We start from the raw sequence: 17417 nt of genomic DNA, 5'->3' as shown, positions 1-17417 counted from the left end.
CTTAGGGAGCCCGGTTATTATTGTTATTTAAGGCTGTTTAAAATCGCACATCAAACGATGAAAAAATAGGCTCGCATGGGAGCAGACGCTGCAATCGCAACGTTAATATTCGATTTTTCGTTCTGCAGAAGACCATGCTTGAAAAGGCAGCAAATAATCAGCCGGTTGAAGCAATCTCATCGGGATGGAACGCTGATCCATAGGCTTTTCGATTTCTTCGTAGATGAAATGATCGTCAAACCCGATATTGGCAGCGTCCTTCTTCGTGCTTGCATAATAAACCGCATCCGGTCTGGACCAATAAATAGCTCCAAGACACATCGGGCAAGGCTCGCAGCTGGTGTAGATCACGCATCCGGTCAGCTGGAAGCTCTGAAGATGATTACAGGCTTCGCGAATCGCCTGAACTTCAGCATGCGCCGTCGGATCGTTTAATGTTGTGACGAGATTTCGCCCTTTGCCAATCACCTTGCCATCCTTGACCACAATCGCTCCGAACGGGCCTCCTTCGGCTTGCTGCACGTTACGAAAGGCTTCGTCAATCGCCATCTTCATCCAATACTCATGGCCGTATAACATCATCTTAAAACCGCTCCCTTCTCGCTTCATGATTTCAACAAGTCTGTACCATTTTATTTTTCCAAGCATTCTTTCCACTGGACATATGCCACTCAAAATATCATATCACATCATATTCGAATCACCATAATATTTCCAGATCATGAGACAATCCATGCGGTTAGGGTCAGGGGTATGGCGAATTTTTTTCGGTTGACGATATGTATACATACGTATACAATCAAAATTAATAGTATACAAACGTATACATACAGCGATTTGATTGTAATACATTTGGATAGGATCATTCAGGAGGTGAGCGGAATGAGACACGAAGACCCCATCGACAAGATCCCGCATCGAGAAGATTTCGAAGCTAACCAACGACGCGGGGGACGGCATAATCGGCACCGTGATGACCGGAGCCACTCGGGCAGGGAGCACGGCAGGGCCCAGACCTTCCGTCGAGGACGCGCGCTGGCATTTCTGGACCAGTTATACGTGAAGCGGGACACGCTAAAGCGGCAGGTAAACGATCCCGATTTTGAAGCGATTCGTCAAGTCGTGAGCGGGGAATTAAAAGCGGTGGATCAGATCATTCAGGAGTATATCCAGGCTTTCGATCTTCAAGAGTCGCAAGGAGCGGAGGAATGAAGTTCAGCTGCGTGATGCAAGCCCTTTCTGTTCGTTAAGAATACCTGCATATTACATATGACTTGGGAGTGTGATTGGATTTGATACGAAGGTTTTTCTCTTATTATCGTCCCTATAAGGGCCTATTCATCCTTGATTTTACGTGCGCGGTTATCGCCGGATTGCTGGAGCTGGCTTTTCCGCTCGCCGTCAGCAAATTTATTGACGACCTGCTGCCCGGGCAGAACTGGCCCCTGATTCTGATCGCTTGTCTGGTGCTGCTGTCCATTTATGCGCTGAATACGGCGCTTCAATATATCGTGACCTATTGGGGGCATATGCTCGGCGTGAACATCGAAACCGATATGCGCGCTAAAATGTTCTCCCATATCCAGAAGCTGTCCTTCCGTTTCTTCGACAACAACAAGACCGGCCATCTAATGGGACGTGTGACGAATGACCTGAATGACATTGGCGAAGTTGCCCATCACGGACCGGAGGATGTATTCATCGCCGTCATGACGCTGCTCGGCTCGTTCTCTCTAATGGCTTACATCAATTTGGAGCTGGCGCTGATCACGTTCATCATCGTCCCGCTAATGGCTTGGCTCATCATTAAATTCGGGGGACGAATGACGACAACCTACCGTCAATTGTTCCGGGATGTAGGGAATTTCAATGCCCGTATCGAAGACAACGTTGGCGGCATCCGCGTCGTTCAGTCCTTTGCCAATGAGGAGCATGAGAAACGGCTGTTCGAGGTGGAGAACAAGCAGTTCCGTGCCACCAAGCTGCTTGCCTACAAAACGATGGCAAAGAGCACGTCCGTCAGTTACATGTTAATGCGGCTGATAACCGTGTTTGTCATGATTTGCGGTGCATGGTTCTTTATCCAAGGAAAAATCGAGATGGGCGAATTTATGGCGTTCCTCCTGCTCTCCAATATTTTTTTCCGGCCGATCGAGAAGATCAATGCCGTTATCGAGAGTTATCCGAAAGGGATTGCTGGCTTCAAACGGTATTTGGAGATTATGGATACCGAGCCGGAAATCGCGGATGCGCCTGATGCCATCTCCCTCAAGTCCGTGCGCGGAGATATCCGATTCGAGGGCGTCACCTTCGGCTATGAGCCGAACCGGCCGATACTAAACAACGTCAGCCTCTCCATCCGTGCGGGAGAAACGGTCGCTTTCGTCGGTCCATCCGGCGCAGGCAAGACGACCATATGCAGCCTATTGCCGCGCTTCTACGAAGTGGACCATGGCCGGATTACCGTCGACGGCATCGATATCCGGAACATTAAGCTGCACAGTCTTCGCAAACACATCGGCATCGTCCAGCAGGACGTGTTCCTCTTCTCAGGCTCGATCCGCGAAAATATCGCTTATGGCGATCTGTCCGCGACAGACGAGCAGATCTGGGAAGCCGCACGCCGGGCTTCGCTGGACGATCTGATCCGCAGCCTGCCGGAAGGCATGGACACGATTATCGGCGAACGGGGCGTGAAGCTGTCCGGCGGACAGAAGCAGCGCTTGTCGATTGCCAGAATGTTTTTGAAAAATCCTCCGATCCTCATCCTGGACGAAGCCACCTCCGCCCTGGACACGGAAACGGAAGCCCAAATCCAAAAGTCGCTTTCCGAATTGTCCGTCGGAAGAACGACGCTCGTTATCGCGCACCGGCTGACAACGATCCAAAACGCTGACCGCATCATTGTCGTTAATAAAGATGGAATTGCCGAACAAGGCACACATCAGGAATTGATTCGATCGGGCGGCGCGTACAGCAGGCTGCATCAATTAAACTAGTCCGGTACCCTGATTGCCGGCAAGATGAGGACGGATCTCGCTTGGAGCGTGGGATCCGTCCTCTTTTTGCGTTATTTTTCCGAAATCTACCCTATCTACCTATTTACTAAGGTCTGCACATCGATTATAAATGATAAAATGATATCAAACGCGTTTATCCGATAAGGGGGCTGCAGTTGCGATGAGACCGAAAATTGCAGTGATTATTGTGCACGGATTGGGTAAGCAGAAGAAAAACTATGCCGATAAGTTCAAGAAGCAAATAAGAGAGGCTTTTGCTAGAGCCTCCGGCCAATCCCCTGATCAGCTGGAGATCGAAGCCGTTCACTGGGCGGATGTATTTGCCGGCAGAGAAGCGGAATTGGAACAGAATATCATCACCCCCTACCGGCTGCGATACCGCCGCCTTCGACGGTATGTGCTTCATAACCTGGCCGATGCCGTTGCCTACCAGCCGGTCGACTCCGAATCCCAAAACTATGACGCCGTTCATATGACCATCAGCCAAGCGCTGCACAGATTAACCGCTTCAGCCGGACCGACCGCCCCGTTATGCGTAATTGCCCACAGCTTGGGCGCCGTTATCGCGAGCAATTTCTTCTATGACCTTCAGCACTCGTCCCGCGGGCATAAGCTTGTAATTGATCCCGCTTCTCCACTGGAAAGAGGGGACACCCTCTCCCTCTTCTATTCTCTTGGCACGACATTACCGCTTTGGAGCCTGCGATACGGTGATTTTGACCGTCCGATCCGCGTCCCCTCCGATCGGCTTAGGGACTATCACGGCAGCCTTGACGGCGAATGGGTCAACTTCTATGACAAGGATGATATCCTTGGGTATCCGCTTAAAGGCGTAGATCCCGCTTACCGGGATGCCGTACGCGAAGATGTCGCCGTTAATGTCGGCGTCTGGTGGAAGAGCTGGAACCCCCTGTGCCACAGCGGATACTTTGCAAGCCGCACCATTCATGAATACATCGCGGATAAGCTGACTTCGGTCATGCGCAGCATGGCACCTTATCCATCAGACTAATTCAACATTGGTTTGTGCTGGACCATCCATAATAAAATCCCCTTTCAAGCTAGAAACCGGATCATGATGTTTGACGCCGGCATCGCTAAAGGGGATTTTTCTTTTTGGGTAATTCCAGGGCCAAAGGGTGCTTGGAAACACTATCGGCCATGATCGGCCATCAAGTGCCGGTTTCTTCGCCATACCACAGCTGCCGGAAGCTTTCGCTCGAGCGCAGCAGCTCTTCGGCTGTTCCTTCCGCCTCGATCACTCCCCCGTTCAGGACGATAATATGATCTGCATGATTCAAGGCCGCCCTTCGATGAGATACAACAAGGCGGGTAGCTCCTCTGCGCTCGCGGAACAGTCGTTCCCACAGCTTGCGCTCCGTCTCGACATCCAGCGCACTGGATAGATCATCGAAGACATAGAGTTCTGCATCGCGGACAAGCATCCGCGCAGCAGCGGTACGCTGTGCCTGCCCGCCGGAAAGCTTTACGCCCCGAGGACCGACCATCGTCTCAAGTCCGTCCTGCAGGTGCTTAATATCCTCCTCCATCACCGCAGCATACAGTGCACGATCCAGACTTCCGGGCTTCTCCTCGATTCCAAGCAGGATATTGTTCCTCAGCTTATCGCTGTACAGCCTAGGAATTTGCGCCGTATAGGCACTTTGCGGCGGAATGAAGAAATCCGCAGGATTATCGATCCGCTCTCCATTCCAGCGGATATCGCCGGCTTCGGCCGGAAGCAGGCCGAGCAGCGTCCGAACGAGCGTGGTTTTGCCGCTACCGATCATACCGGTTACAACCGTAAATGACCCCCGGGTCAGATTAAGGCTGACGTTCTCGATGCCGCGGCCGGTCTCAGGATAACGGTAGGTCAGCCCTCTCGCTTCAAGCTGTTGAAGCGGCGGTGCATAGATCATCGGAGGCTTCGGGTTCAAGCTTGATTCGGTCTCTTCAACTTGTGGGGCGCCGCCTATGGCTCTTTCTTCGGTAAGAGACTGCTCTCCGTCAGGGGCCCCTGCTCGTCTGCGCTCGGGCTGATGCTTGGTCTTGGTCCGACCAATGCCGATATAATTGGCTGCTGTCAGCAAGGTCGCGGGGGCGCCTTGAAGCATCGATACCATTCGCTTGAAGCTGACCCCCATCTGCTTGTAGTAGGTCATAAAGTTGCCGACATTAGAGATGAGCTGAGTGACAAACGTTAAATAATAGACGAATAAGGACAAGTCCCCTACGGTAAATTCGCCGTTGCGCATTTTATAGCTGGCCAGCACAAGAATCAGGCCGGTTCCCAAATTAACGGAATTGGTGAAGACGGAAGACAGTGCCTCTGTCAGCAGCTTATCCTTGACCATCGATTGGCGGCGATTCTCGCTGAGTCTTACAAAACGGTCAACGACGCGCTTCTCCGCCCCTGCCACCTGGATCGCTTGAACGTTCGCGAACATTTCGCTGATGGCGCCGGTAACTTTGGCTGTCGACTCGCGGCTGGCCGCCCTGTATTTCTGGATCCTTGCCGTTGCAATCTGAGCAGCCGTTACGACCAGAATTAAGGGAACGAACACCAATACGGTGAGCTGAAGATCGATCGAGATCAATATCCAGCTGGCGACAATGACAAAGCCGATCAGCCCTAATGTATCAACGGACCAGCTCGTTGCCTCTTCCGCCTGATCAACATCGTCACGGAAATTGCTTATCGCTTCGCCCGGCGAGCAAGGAATCGCCCGTGCGCCCGGCTCCTTCAGCACATGAGCGAGCATATTGCGCCGGATCAAGGTGGCGATCCGGAACCGAAAATGAACGTCAGTCATGAAGCCGCCGAAGATTAGCGCGATCCTCGCCAGCGCCGCTCCTATCAGGAGCACCGCGATGGCCCAGACGCCATACGGAAATTCGTACGTGCCTTCCAAATGATCGAAGAAGGCTTTCGTTAGCAGCCCCGGGAGGAGCGGAGCCATATGGATCAGCGACCATGCAAGTAAATTCAGCAGGTATAAACCCGGACGGTAAAGCAACAGCCGCCAGAAAAAATGCCTCGTTTTCATACCAGTACCTCCTCCGCGCCCACCGCAAGCATTCGGCTGAATCGCGATGTCGGATTCGCGGCAAGCTCTGCCCTTGCCCCGCACTCGATCGTCCGCCCGTTCTCAAGGATGAGAATTCGGTCCGCCCGCTGCACGGTGGCCAGGCGGTGAGCAATGATAATGCAAGTCTTCTCCCGTAGAAGCTTCGTGATTGCCGCCTCGATCCGATGCTCCGTCAACGGGTCAAGCCGAGAAGAAGCTTCGTCAAGAATAACGAGGCCCGGATCGGTCAGGAACACGCGGGCGAACGCCAGCAGCTGGGCTTCGCCCGCGGACAAGCTGCCTCCCCCGGACGCCAGGCTCGTATTAAGCCCTTCCGGTAAGGATGCAAGCCACGCCCCCAGTCCGAGCTCTTCCAACACTGAATGAATGCGCTGATCGGGAATCCGATCATCGAACAGCGTTAAATTATCGCGGACCGTTCCTTCAAGGATCTCGATATTTTGCGTCACCATCGCGACTTTCCGCCTCAGCTCTTGCAGCTTGCAGGCGCGAATGTCCGTTCCCGCCAGCTCGATGCTTCCCTGCTGCGGATCGTAGAACCGGAGCAGCAGCCGGGCGATCGTGGTTTTACCGCTGCCGGTCCGCCCCAGTAATCCAAGCGTTTGCCCCGGCTCCAGTCGCAGGTTCAGCCTTTCGAGCGTAGGCGGGCCATCCGCTTCGTATGAAAACGTCAAATCACGGAATTCAACCGACAACGGACCGGCAGGCAGCGGCGCTCCCGGACCGTCCTTGATAAGCGGCTCCGTCGCCAGCAGCTCCCGTACCCGCATGAGGCTGGCGTCTGCCTTTTGAAGGTCCTCGAGCTGGGTCCGGATTTTCTCGATCGGCTTCGCCAGCAGCTCCGTATAGTAGAACACCAGGTAGATGGAACCGATGGTCAGCCCTCCTTGCCCGTTTTTCCATAGCAAGGCGCAGACGATAAAGGCAGCCGCATTGCCGAGCGCAAACACGAGAATCGTTGTACTCCACATCAGAAAAAATCCGATGAAAGCCCTCACCCGGACCGGCAGCATCCTCCTCGCCAGTTCGAAAAAGCGGTTCATGACATAATCCGCCGCCCCGTTGGCCCGGGTATCCTCCGTTCCTTCAAGATGCTCCCCGATGAAGCCGTAGAAATCCGCATTCAGCTCCCGCCAGCGTTTCCAGACAGGTATGGCAAACCTGCGTATGTATTGGATGACATAAATACTGCCGATAACAAACGCTGTCATGACCAGGCCGATCCAGAAGCTCTCCCGGAACAAGAGAACCAGGATGCCGATCATTAACAGCAGGTTGCCGAACAGGTGGATGATAAAGCTGGAGAAAAAATTGGCGAGCGCATTGACATCGCCGTCCACCCGTTCGATCAGCGAGCCGGACGTCTGCGTCTTATGGAAGCTCATGTCCAGCGACAAGCAGTGCTCCGCCAGCTCGGCACGCAGCTTGTTGGTGGTCGTCCAGCCCAAATTCTCGCTGAAATAAGCGGCTGCAACCGATACGCCCTGCTGCAGGAGTGAAAGCCAATAAAAAAGCCTGCAGCGTAATACAATGCCGTCAGGCTTCCTTCGCCTTGAGCCGTATCAATAAAATAGCGGATGATCTGCGGGTTGATCAGCTGCAGTCCGATCGACAGTACCAGCAGCACGGCAAGGCTCGCAAGCATTTTTTTATGAGGCAGCACATACCTGACCAGCATTTCCTTGTACATCCCGAGACTTGTCGTCCTTCGCTTCGCCCGGAATAACCGGTCCGTTCGCATATGTTCCAATCTCCTTTCCCTTGTTGGATCTTTGAAGCCCCGGATCACCTAGTTCTCCTTGTTAAACCGTAATAACAGCAGCCGCTGACGATTCATATCACCGTTAACTCAGTGTCACTAAGCAATGATATGATAATAATAATGGCTTAGGGAAAATATTACAAGAACATAAGTTCCTGTTCGGTGACGAAATTGACGAGAGAGGAATTTGCAAATTACAGTCGAAAATTATGTGATGGCTTATACCATGATCAAGAGAAGGGGATCCCTTTATGCAAGGATATAATGTGCTTATGATTTTTAGTCCGGATATGAACCGATTGCTCATGTGCAAACGACGTAAGGACCCGTACAAAGGGCTGAGCAGTTTCGTCGGCGGCAAAATCGAGCGTGGCGAGTCGGGATTGGAAGCGGCTTATAGGGAGTTGGCGGAGGAAACCGGCATCGTGCAAGATAATGTGGTGCTGCAGCATGTTATGGACTTTACATATTATTGGCAGAATTGCTATGTTGAAGTTTATGCAGGCAGATTAAAGAACGATGTTAACCTGCAAGGAGACGAACACGAACTATACTGGTCCGATATGGAGCAGAACTTCTTCGATATGTCCCTGTTTGCAGGGGAAGGAAATATCGGCCACATGGTTGAGCAGGTCAAGATGAACAGAAACAGACTTTGGGAAGATTGATCCCGGGGCTTGCCGGTATGACTTGGAGGAAATGCTTAAAGGCCGCCTTCTAGGAAGGCGGCATAAGTATAAGTGTTCATTAAATCGAAAGCAGACCGCTTTCTCTTTCCTGTATGGGGTATTACGTATCGGAGACCATCGTCAGCACCTGGGCAAGCAGTTTATCGGTATTGCCTGGGTCGTTCCCGGTAATGCCGCGTTGGGCTTTATTGGCGGCATCCGCATGATGGACAGACTTGGCGGGAGTGGTATTGCCGGATGTCCCGGTACCGCTGCTTAGTCCGTTTCCGTATCCGTTTGCCCGGCTTTCCTGAACGACTTGCAAGGTATACCCGGAGGCTCCGCTGCGTGCAGAATCCAAGGCGTTTGCTTGTCCGCCTAATGCGTTTTGACTTCCTGCGAGCATGATCATCAGCAGCGTGCTGCCAAGACCGATCGACCATAAGTTCATGTTGTTTGTTTTATTCATTAGTGCTGCTCCTTTCATCACCTATCGTGACATCATTAGTCTAAACGGCCAACCTTAGTGAGAAATGAAGACAACCTTAATTTCCATTTCATATTCATCACTGTTCACAATTGGTTTACATAATATTATTTATGTAGTGTTCATTCAACATGCTATTCCCAAACTTGATCAAGCTTATCCGCATAAAACGAAATCGCCCGTCGATAAGACACAATCCCCTCATCATGACTCGTCTCGGCAAGCTCCGTCAGCAGCAGTTCCATCGCATGCTGATAGCTTCCTAAATTGTATAATGTCATCGCGTAAAATACGTTGAATTCCCTGGCTTCGGGGTATTCCTTCTTCGCAAGCTCAAGGACTTCTTTGGACTTGCCATACCGGCCCAGCGTCCGATACGTGGAGCCCAAGCCGAGCAGCGCTCCGCGCCGGTCCGCCCCCGCCAGCCCGGAGGAAATCGCCTTCTCGTAATAAGGGACGGCGGCGCCTTCGAGCCCGAGCATGTCATGGACCCATGCCAGCTGATAATTCAGATCGGGATCATCCGGCGTTTGGCCGTGAAGCGTCAACAACATTTCCTTCGCTTGCTCCGGCTTCCCTTCTTCTCTTAGCTTGATCGCATCCTGCAGCGTTTCCATCCATTTCACCTCTGATTCTGCGCATTTCATTCGCTTCCTCATCTTACCAATCGGTCATTCCCCATGTCAAAGCAAAACCACCCATGATCTCAAGCCTATGTTTAAAAATCGGGTGGCGCTCTAATTAACTTATTCTCGCATAACCTCTACCCTCTCGATCTCAAGGCTGCTCAAATCGTGGATCTGTTCCTTCATGGCGCGAAGAAGGCTTAATCGTCCGGGAACTGAACGAACACGTCCCATCCATAAAAAACAGAGGTCTACTGAACTGTAAACCTCTGTTTTTTTGCTTCGATGATTTAGTCACGAGCCATTAGTTCATTTCGTTCCAGAAAGCAATATCTTCAAGCGGAAGCCGGACGGTCGGACGAGCCGGCGACGCCGCTTTACCGATCGCGATTAACATAACGCTCCGGTACTGGGAAGGAATTTGGAATGCCTCGACAAATTTTTCTTTGTCATAACCGCCCATCGGCACCGTATCATAACCTCTCGCGCGGGCAACCAGCATGAGCTGCATGGAGATGAGGCCGGCATCGACATCCACAATGCTTTCTTTAACATCCTTATCCATGCCGGCATAAATGTTTTCCGCCGTGTAAATAAAACGCTGCTTGACCTCTTCGGTCATATACCCCGCTTCTTGGGACATCGTATAAATTTTTTCACCCTTCTCATACCATTTCATGTCCCCGAGCACGGCAATGACTGCAGATGCCTGAAGCACATGCGCCTGGTTGTTAGCGATCGGATGCAGCTTCTCCAGCAGCTCCGGCTTATCGATGACGAGGAAGCGCCATGGCTGAAGGTTGCTCGATGACGGTGCCAGCGATGCTTCCTTCAGAATTTCTTCCATTTCTTCTCTTGGGATCTTTACGGTTGGGTCGTAGGCACGAACCGAGTGACGTTCTGCAACAACCGTGTGAAAATCAGGCTTCGTTAGAGTTGACATGGTATTCCCTCCATTTTATATTGTGCAAATTAATGCACAGTTTATACCGCAAGTAAACTGTGATGATTTATGCACAGCATAATTCAGCGATCAATTAATTGTCAACTATTACTTGTGAATGAAAATCATACCGACCGCTCGACGATATCTGCGATCGTGCGGGATCTCAGCACACTCAGCGTGTTCTCTTCAATCTCGGACAGAATATCGGAGAAGGATTCTTTGATCTGATCGGCAAAACAATGCCCTGCCGTTGCGTCCAGCATGCTGTCGCTCAGCGAGCTGTGGACCTGAAGGGCCGTATATACTTCGGCCAGCGTAATCTGCTGGGCGTCCTTCTTCAGCCTATAGCCGCCGTCTCGTCCTTCTCGTGATTCGATCAAATTTTCTTGGGCGAGCGTCTTCAGGATGCGTCTGATTAGCGTGGACTCCAAGTGCAGATAAGATGCAAGGTCGCCGCTCGAGCATTTGCCCGAATGGCGCTCAAGCGCTACCAGAGCCTGTACGGCGAGACTAAAGGTTTTATACGTGGACGGGCAGGCCATTGGCGCTTTTTTGTCCGCTGCTTTTTGTATACTCATGATCCTACCCCTTTCTAGTGCTTTCTCCATATTGTATCGTAATGCCGACAACCCTTCAAGCTGAATAGGCGGGAGCTTCATACGCTCTCGCCCTGATCCATGGCTTGCGTTTCGAACAAATTGGCTTCCCGGTAATTCACGTCCATTCTGAAGTGGCTTGCCAGCGTCCGGTCGATTTCCCCCTCCTCGAACTGCCTTTGAATCTCATTTCGCTCCGCCTGGATGGCCTTCAGCTCCAGCTCTCTTCGCTCATTATTCATCTTGCGCACCGTACGGCTCCACATCCGGTCATTGCACAGGTAGAGCTCCATCGCCCGGTAATCCGCCACGACTGCCTGTAATGCTGCCGGTCTTTCTGTTCGTTCCATGCTTTCGAGCTCATCTATAGCCGCATGGATGGCTGCGAGCTTGAGCGCCTTATACTCATCCCAATCCGGATGATCAGGCGACATGGCAGGATGCTTCGGCCGCTCCCCTCCTTTTAAGAGACGCATGACCTGCCTCCACAGTGATTTTATGGTTAAACGGGGCCTGTAACGGCTCGTAAGAAGCAGCTCGACTTTGTTCAAGGAGGCGATAAATTTCTCAGCAACCCTAGGAGCAATCCGCTTTTCCCCCAACCATTGTTCAGCAACGGCGCGCTCGGCCTCCAGTCCCATTTTTCTTATTGCGATCGTAGCTTTCCAGGCACCTTGGATGTCGCCCGTTCCAGCTAATCTCGTATGCTGAAGCTTCCGGGTGTAGACGAGCATTAATTGAAGGGCTTCCTCCTTATTTTCGTCATTCATCTCTTCACGCACCGTCTGCAAGCCTGCTTCCAGGACCCGGATTCTCGCTTCCCGATCATGGGTTTCCTGCCCGGCGGTCGCCTTGTTCTTCTCCCGCGTAAGCAAAGGAAGCAGGCTGCTGGCAAGGATAAGGGTCATTAAAATAACACCTGCGCAAATAAACAGAATGAGCGCCCGCTCAGGGAACGGACTCCCATCCGCAAGCGTTAACGGGATCGAAAAGGCGGCGGCGAGCGTCAAAGCCCCTCTTACCCCGGACAGTGCGGTCAGCACTGCCGATTTGATATTCCGGTTCGTAGAAAGCCATACCCAAACAAGCCGAAGCAGAATAAGGACGGCTGTAATTAAAACGATATACCCGATAACCTGGCCGTTATTGTAAGCGGGATCACTCCAAATCTGATTAATGACCCCAGGAATTTCATGTCCGAGCAGCAAAAAGACAAGGCCGTTTAGCGTATACAAAATGACGGACCAGGTGCTATCCGATACGACACGGAGCCTCATGGAGGCGGACCGCATCCGGTCTCTCTCCACCGCATGGGTAACCCCTGCCGCAACGACCGCCAGAATGCCGGATAGATGAAGTTCCTCGGCGATCAAATAGATGATGAACGGCGTCAAGATGATAACAAGCATATGCAGCGTTACGTCTTCCATCCCGAGTCTTCTCAGCAGCATCCTGAACCAAATGACGGCCAAACCAAGCGCCGCCCCGACCGCCAAACCACCGACCGCAATGACGAAGAAGCTTAAGGCGGCCTTCGGCAGCGAGAAGTAGCCGGTCACCGTTGCCGCAATTGCAAAATTGAAGGCAACAAGCCCGGAGGCATCGTTCATCAAAGCTTCGCCTTCCAGCAAATGCATGATTTTGGGGGGAAGCTTGGCCCTTCCCGATAATGAGCTGACGGCTACGGCATCCGTGGGTGAAAGAATCGCCGCAAGCGCGAAAGCAGCCGATATTGGAATAGTTGGTATCAGCCAATGGATGAACGGGCCGGCAATAAGAACCGTGGCAAAGACCAAGCCGAGCGCAAGCAGCAATATATAAGAGCGGAGCTTCCAGAGTTCCTTGCGAGGCGTTCGCTTCCCGTCGTTAAATAGCAGCGGGGCGATGAAGAGAACCATGAACAATTCGGGATTCAGCGGGACATGGTGAAATGACCGAACGAATGCTGCGGCAATCCCAAGGGCGATCTGGATCAGAGGCACGGGGACAAATGGGACAAACCGGTGGATCATGTTAGAAATGCCGATAAGCACGAGAAACATTAAAATCATCAGAAAAATTTCCATTATCTATCTGCCTCCATCCCAAACAGTACGATCTTTCTCAGGAGCACAACGCTGCTCGTTTACTGCCGCGCCTAGCCACGGAATAGGTTGTGTAGAATAATGGAAATTTATGAATCCGGTCTTTCTATTCTTTAAATTCGATCGGAGAGGATAATACGGTCATCGTTGAAGTGTGTCCATAAGCGCTGCATGTCATAATGAACGCTTCAAGGGATTGCATGGATTCCGTCATGATCTTCATGAGATAGTTATATTGCCCGCTCACCTGATACAGCTCAACAACCTCGTCTGCCTGCCTGCAAAATTCCAGCAGCTTATCGCATGAACCGGCTTGTATGAGAATAAACGCCGTAACGCCCTTTCCCATCTTATCGTGCGCAAGAATCGTCCGATATGCCTTTATGATGCCTTTCTCTTCCATTCTTCGTACCCGTTCCGTCACCGCCGGCTGGGTCATATTGATATGCCGTCCCAATTCGGAATACGACATTCTCGCATTGTTCGCCAGCAATTTTAATATGTTGTGGTCAATCTGATCCATCATCTCGCTCCTTTGCCAGTTGATTAGAATTTCAAATCAGTGGATGCGAATCAACTTTAATTTTCTAACCATTCCACTCCGGATGCCTTGAATTCCTTATGTAAATATATTCGCTTTAAACGTACAATGAATCCACAAGAACATTATTCAATCCATATCCATACTTAAGGAGGAATACGAATATGAGTACAAATGTACATGATCCCATACAGATTGGAAGCTTAACGCTAAGGAATCGAATCATCATGGCGCCGATGCAGCAAAACCAAGGCACCACTGAAGCCTATGCGACCGATTATCACGTAAAACACTACGCTGCCCGCGCCGAGGATGTCAGCCTCGTCATCATCGAGTCGACCGGCGTATCGCCGAACGGCCGTCTTTTTCCTGACGATATCGGCATCTTCACTGACCGGCACGTTGACCCCCTTCGGCGGATCGTGAACGCGGTTCACCAGAAAGGCACCCCCGTCTTTATTCAATTAACGCATGGCGGCCGGAAGTCCTGGCCATCTCTAACGAATAAGCTGATGGGGCCAAGCGCTATCGCCTATGACGATGAATATGGCATCCCCTTGGCGATGAGCTTGGACGATATTAGGACGGAAATCGAGCGATACCGGCTGGCAGCCCGAAGAAGCTTGGAGGCCGGTTTTGACGGAATCGAGCTTCATGCCGCCCATGGACACCTCCTGCATCAATTCCTTTCCCCGTTATCGAACATGAGAGAGGATCATTACGGAGGCAGTCTGGAGAACAGGCTTCGCCTAATTATCGAGGTGCTGGAGGCGATCCGCGCCGAAGTAGGGTCCGAGTATCCGGTGCAGCTGCGAGTATCCGCATCCGATTTTGCGGAAGGTGGACTCACGCCGGTTGAAGTGGCGACGGCATTGACGTACCTGGAATCCAAAATAGATGCCGTGCATGTTTCCTCGGGAGGGCTGGTGCCGAACGCTCCATTAGCGACGCCGGAAGGTTACCAATTGCCATATGCATCGGTGATTAAGCAGTATGTAAACGTTCCAGTGATTGCAGTCGGGAATATTCGCACGCAAGCTTTCGCCAATTTCATTCTAGTAGATCAATTAGCGGATGTAATCGCTGTCGGGAGGCCGTTAATGGAAGATACCCGTTTTGTTGAGAAAATGCTTGTTCATTCTTAATTGCATATCGATAACAGCACAGGGAACGGCTTTTGAAATCCTGCGATTTCAGCCGCTCCCTGCTTCGCTATATATTGAAAGATTCATACATTTAAAACATGACATCCAGCGTGCTCTCGACGATTTGAAGGGCACGGTCGCGATTCAAGGTGGCGGAGTTAAGGACCCGAAGACCGTAATAGCTGCTTAGAAAAAGCTGTGCCAGCTGAAATGCCGAATGCTTGTGGCTGATTTCACCGGACTGAATGCCATCCTCAATGGCTGCGATGATGTGCTCCTCAAGCGTCTGGAGATATTCGCCGAAGGTCCGCTCGACCATCGGATCCCGGCCGGCCCGCTCCATGCTGACATTGACAGCCAGGCATCCCCGGTGATTCGGATCCGCAAAGTCCATATCGATCGCCCATATGAACAGCGCCCGCAGCCGCTCCTTCACCGGAATGGGACGGCCAAGGATCTCGATGGAGCGATCCAGACCGATTTGACTGTATCGCCGAAGCACCTGCTCGAACAGCTCGTGCTTGCTGCCGAAAGCATTGTAGAGGCTTCCCTTGCCCAGCCCCGTCCGCTCGCACAGCTCTTGGGTGGAGCTCGCTTCGTACCCTTTTTCCCAAAATACCTCCATCGCCGCATCAATCACCGCTTCATCCTTGAATTCGCGGGGTCTTCCGTTCGTGCTCATAACACTCATCCCTCTATAATGAAATCGTTTTGTTGATTCGATTATAGGGTTTGTGTACCACTCAGTCAAATATTTAATTCTCTCTAAGTACCTCCCTTACCGTTTCATATGCAAGCTTCGGGCGACGATACTCGTCGACCAGGCCTTTGCTGTTTCGGGTGCATGAGCGGGATAGCAGCCACCCCAGCCCTTCCGTGACCCGGCAGTCGCTGAATTGCCAGATGAACATACCGGAAATGTAGTCACGTCGTATGTACGCCTCGAGGTTGCTGCGCAAAATATCAGCCTGCCGCTCCTCGGAGCCCTTCTCCCGATTCGGACTTCGAAAGCCATAGAAGCCGTCCGCCCCGAATTCGCTCAGTATCATCGGTTTTCCTCTCCCGCCGAGCGCATCGGCCCAAGCCCTTGCCTGATCCGCCAGTTCGCCGGGATCTTCATCTGTATACCATCCAGGATACAGATTAAATGACACGATATCCGCCAAATCAAAACATAGCTCCCGGTCCCGATGATGAGACGCAAAGGAACGGGGGCGGCTGGAATCCAGCTCTTTTATTAGAGTCAGCTGTTTCTCGTAATGCACCCTGCCTTCCTTGGTATCGCTGGCGCATTCATTCAGGACCGCCCAGATCAGAATGGAAGGATGATTGAAGTGCTGCTCCACCATCTCCCGGGTGACCTGCTCGCTCTGCCAAGCAAAATTCGGATTCATCATCTGCTCCAGGCTTAATCCCCGGGCATGGTTCTCCTCCCACACCGCTATACCTCGTTCATCGCACATATCCAGAAAACGTTCATCATACGGATAATGGCTTGTTCGAACTGCATTGCACCCCAGATCAACGATAAGCTCAAGGTCCTTTGCCATCAGCTGCAGCGGAAACGCTGCTCCTGCCAGCGCATGGTCCTCATGCCGGTTCACGCCTTTGAGCACAAGCTCACGGCCGTTCAGTAGCAGTTTTCCATTACAGGTTGTTATTTCTCTGAACCCGATCCGGTCGATCCAATCGTCGCAGTCGGATTCGTCCACCGTTAGGACAGCTCGAAGCTCGTATAGATTCGGCTGCTCCAGCGACCACTCCTGTACATCCGGGTATGGCAACGTCACAATTAGTTCTCCACGTTCGCCAGGACCGACCACACAGCTGCCCAGCGGCAAATTTGAACCTGCCAGTCTTCCCTGGACATCAGCCTTCTTGGTCACTTGACCGATATTGCGTATGATCACCTTCCATTGCCCTTGCCAGCTGCCTTGCTCTCTGTGAGGAGTGAACATGACGTTCTCGATGTACAGATCACCGATCTCTTCAAGCACGACCGGCCGGATGATTCCTCCGTACGTATAGTAGTCGTTCGGGACGTGAAGCGCGGAGGCCTCGCTGAAAGCATTGTCTGAGTAGACCAGAAGCTCGTGCTCCCCTGGCTCCACATCAGGGATGACTGCATCGAATGCGGTATACGCATTGTAATGACGGGCAACCAGTAGCCCATCAAAGTACACTTGAGCCGTGTGGCTGATTCCTTTAAAAACCAAACGTAAATGGGTCTTCTCTGTTAACTTGATCCGTTTTCTGTAGACCCCCGTCCCCCTGTAGGTTCCGAATTGGGGATGCAATTCCCAGCAGCCGGGAACGGGCAGCTTGTATGGAAATGCTTCAGGGGGTTCCCCTAGAGCGGCTGCAGGCGCGAAATCCCACATCCCCTCCAGCTCCTCGATCTTACGGATTTGATGTGTATTGAATAGCCTGATCAATATGATTCCTCCTCAGCG

15 protein-coding genes and 1 pseudogene are annotated in these 17417 nt (G+C 51.9%); 5 read left to right on the top strand and 11 right to left on the bottom strand.

What is annotated here, in order from left to right; all coding sequences use genetic code 11:
- Positions 1-102: 102 nt before the first annotated feature.
- Positions 103-582, bottom strand: a complete 480-nt coding sequence (locus tag MKX76_RS06265) for a nucleoside deaminase (RefSeq protein WP_007130082.1) — start codon at positions 580-582, stop codon at positions 103-105.
- A 300-nt stretch (positions 583-882) separates the two neighbouring features.
- On the opposite strand from MKX76_RS06265, the gene MKX76_RS06260 reads away from it, so the two are divergent.
- From MKX76_RS06260 to MKX76_RS06250, 3 genes are all read left to right on the top strand, one after another.
- Positions 883-1212 carry a hypothetical protein gene (locus MKX76_RS06260; protein WP_007130083.1) on the top strand — a complete coding sequence of 110 codons (330 nt, stop codon included), beginning with the start codon at positions 883-885 and terminating at the stop codon, positions 1210-1212.
- A gap of 80 nt (positions 1213-1292) precedes the next feature.
- Entirely contained in the window at positions 1293-2999 is a 1707-nt protein-coding gene (locus tag MKX76_RS06255) for an ABC transporter ATP-binding protein (protein WP_040738666.1), read from the top strand.
- A gap of 181 nt (positions 3000-3180) precedes the next feature.
- A complete protein-coding gene (locus tag MKX76_RS06250) occupies positions 3181-4032 on the top strand; it encodes a hypothetical protein (RefSeq protein ID WP_007130085.1) in 852 nt (283 codons plus the stop codon).
- A 160-nt stretch (positions 4033-4192) separates the two neighbouring features.
- Here the strand turns inward: MKX76_RS06250 and MKX76_RS06245 are convergent, their stop codons facing one another.
- Together MKX76_RS06245 and MKX76_RS06240 are read right to left on the bottom strand one after the other, a co-directional pair.
- Entirely contained in the window at positions 4193-6067 is a 1875-nt protein-coding gene (locus tag MKX76_RS06245) for an ABC transporter ATP-binding protein (RefSeq protein WP_341033230.1), read from the bottom strand.
- Positions 6064-7850 (bottom strand): annotated as a pseudogene (locus MKX76_RS06240) (ABC transporter ATP-binding protein). Before MKX76_RS06240 ends, MKX76_RS06245 begins: the two are co-directional and overlap by 4 nt.
- Before the next feature lie 272 nt (positions 7851-8122).
- Between MKX76_RS06240 and MKX76_RS06235 the strand changes: the two are divergent.
- Complete coding sequence (locus tag MKX76_RS06235) at positions 8123-8539, top strand: NUDIX hydrolase (RefSeq protein ID WP_007130088.1); 417 nt, start codon at positions 8123-8125, stop codon at positions 8537-8539.
- Between the two features lie 121 nt (positions 8540-8660).
- Here the strand turns inward: MKX76_RS06235 and MKX76_RS06230 are convergent, their stop codons facing one another.
- The 6 genes from MKX76_RS06230 to MKX76_RS06205 all read right to left on the bottom strand — a co-directional run bounded on the left by MKX76_RS06230 (position 8661) and on the right by MKX76_RS06205 (position 13801).
- Positions 8661-9008, bottom strand: coding sequence for a hypothetical protein (locus MKX76_RS06230; RefSeq protein WP_007130089.1), 348 nt, complete (start codon positions 9006-9008; stop codon positions 8661-8663).
- A 152-nt stretch (positions 9009-9160) separates the two neighbouring features.
- Positions 9161-9643, bottom strand: a complete 483-nt coding sequence (locus tag MKX76_RS06225; protein ID WP_028407279.1) for a tetratricopeptide repeat protein — start codon at positions 9641-9643, stop codon at positions 9161-9163.
- 313 nt (positions 9644-9956) lie between these two features.
- The gene (locus MKX76_RS06220; protein ID WP_007130091.1) at positions 9957-10595 is read right to left on the bottom strand and encodes a nitroreductase family protein; all 639 of its coding nucleotides are present in this window, start codon (positions 10593-10595) and stop codon (positions 9957-9959) included.
- A 125-nt stretch (positions 10596-10720) separates the two neighbouring features.
- Complete coding sequence (locus MKX76_RS06215) at positions 10721-11176, bottom strand: RrF2 family transcriptional regulator (RefSeq protein WP_028407278.1); 456 nt, start codon at positions 11174-11176, stop codon at positions 10721-10723.
- 77 nt (positions 11177-11253) lie between these two features.
- Complete coding sequence (locus MKX76_RS06210) at positions 11254-13260, bottom strand: Na+/H+ antiporter (protein ID WP_007130093.1); 2007 nt, start codon at positions 13258-13260, stop codon at positions 11254-11256.
- 124 nt (positions 13261-13384) lie between these two features.
- Positions 13385-13801, bottom strand: a complete 417-nt coding sequence (locus MKX76_RS06205) for an Lrp/AsnC family transcriptional regulator (RefSeq protein ID WP_007130094.1) — start codon at positions 13799-13801, stop codon at positions 13385-13387.
- A 182-nt stretch (positions 13802-13983) separates the two neighbouring features.
- On the opposite strand from MKX76_RS06205, the gene MKX76_RS06200 reads away from it, so the two are divergent.
- A complete protein-coding gene (locus MKX76_RS06200; protein WP_007130095.1) occupies positions 13984-14964 on the top strand; it encodes an oxidoreductase in 981 nt (326 codons plus the stop codon).
- A 91-nt stretch (positions 14965-15055) separates the two neighbouring features.
- On the opposite strand, the gene MKX76_RS06195 is transcribed toward MKX76_RS06200, so the two are convergent.
- Positions 15056-15646, bottom strand: coding sequence for a TetR/AcrR family transcriptional regulator (locus MKX76_RS06195; protein WP_007130096.1), 591 nt, complete (start codon positions 15644-15646; stop codon positions 15056-15058).
- 73 nt (positions 15647-15719) lie between these two features.
- Positions 15720-17399: a glycoside hydrolase family 2 protein gene (locus MKX76_RS06190; RefSeq protein ID WP_007130097.1), complete on the bottom strand. Its 1680-nt coding sequence runs from the start codon at positions 17397-17399 to the stop codon at positions 15720-15722.
- Positions 17400-17417: the final 18 nt, after the last annotated feature.

This window comes from Paenibacillus sp. FSL R5-0810, from assembly GCF_038002285.1.
GTDB lineage: Bacteria > Bacillota > Bacilli > Paenibacillales > Paenibacillaceae > Paenibacillus_AQ > Paenibacillus_AQ lactis.
Note: the sequence above shows the minus strand (reverse complement) of the source record. Positions and strands in the feature narration are given on the sequence as shown.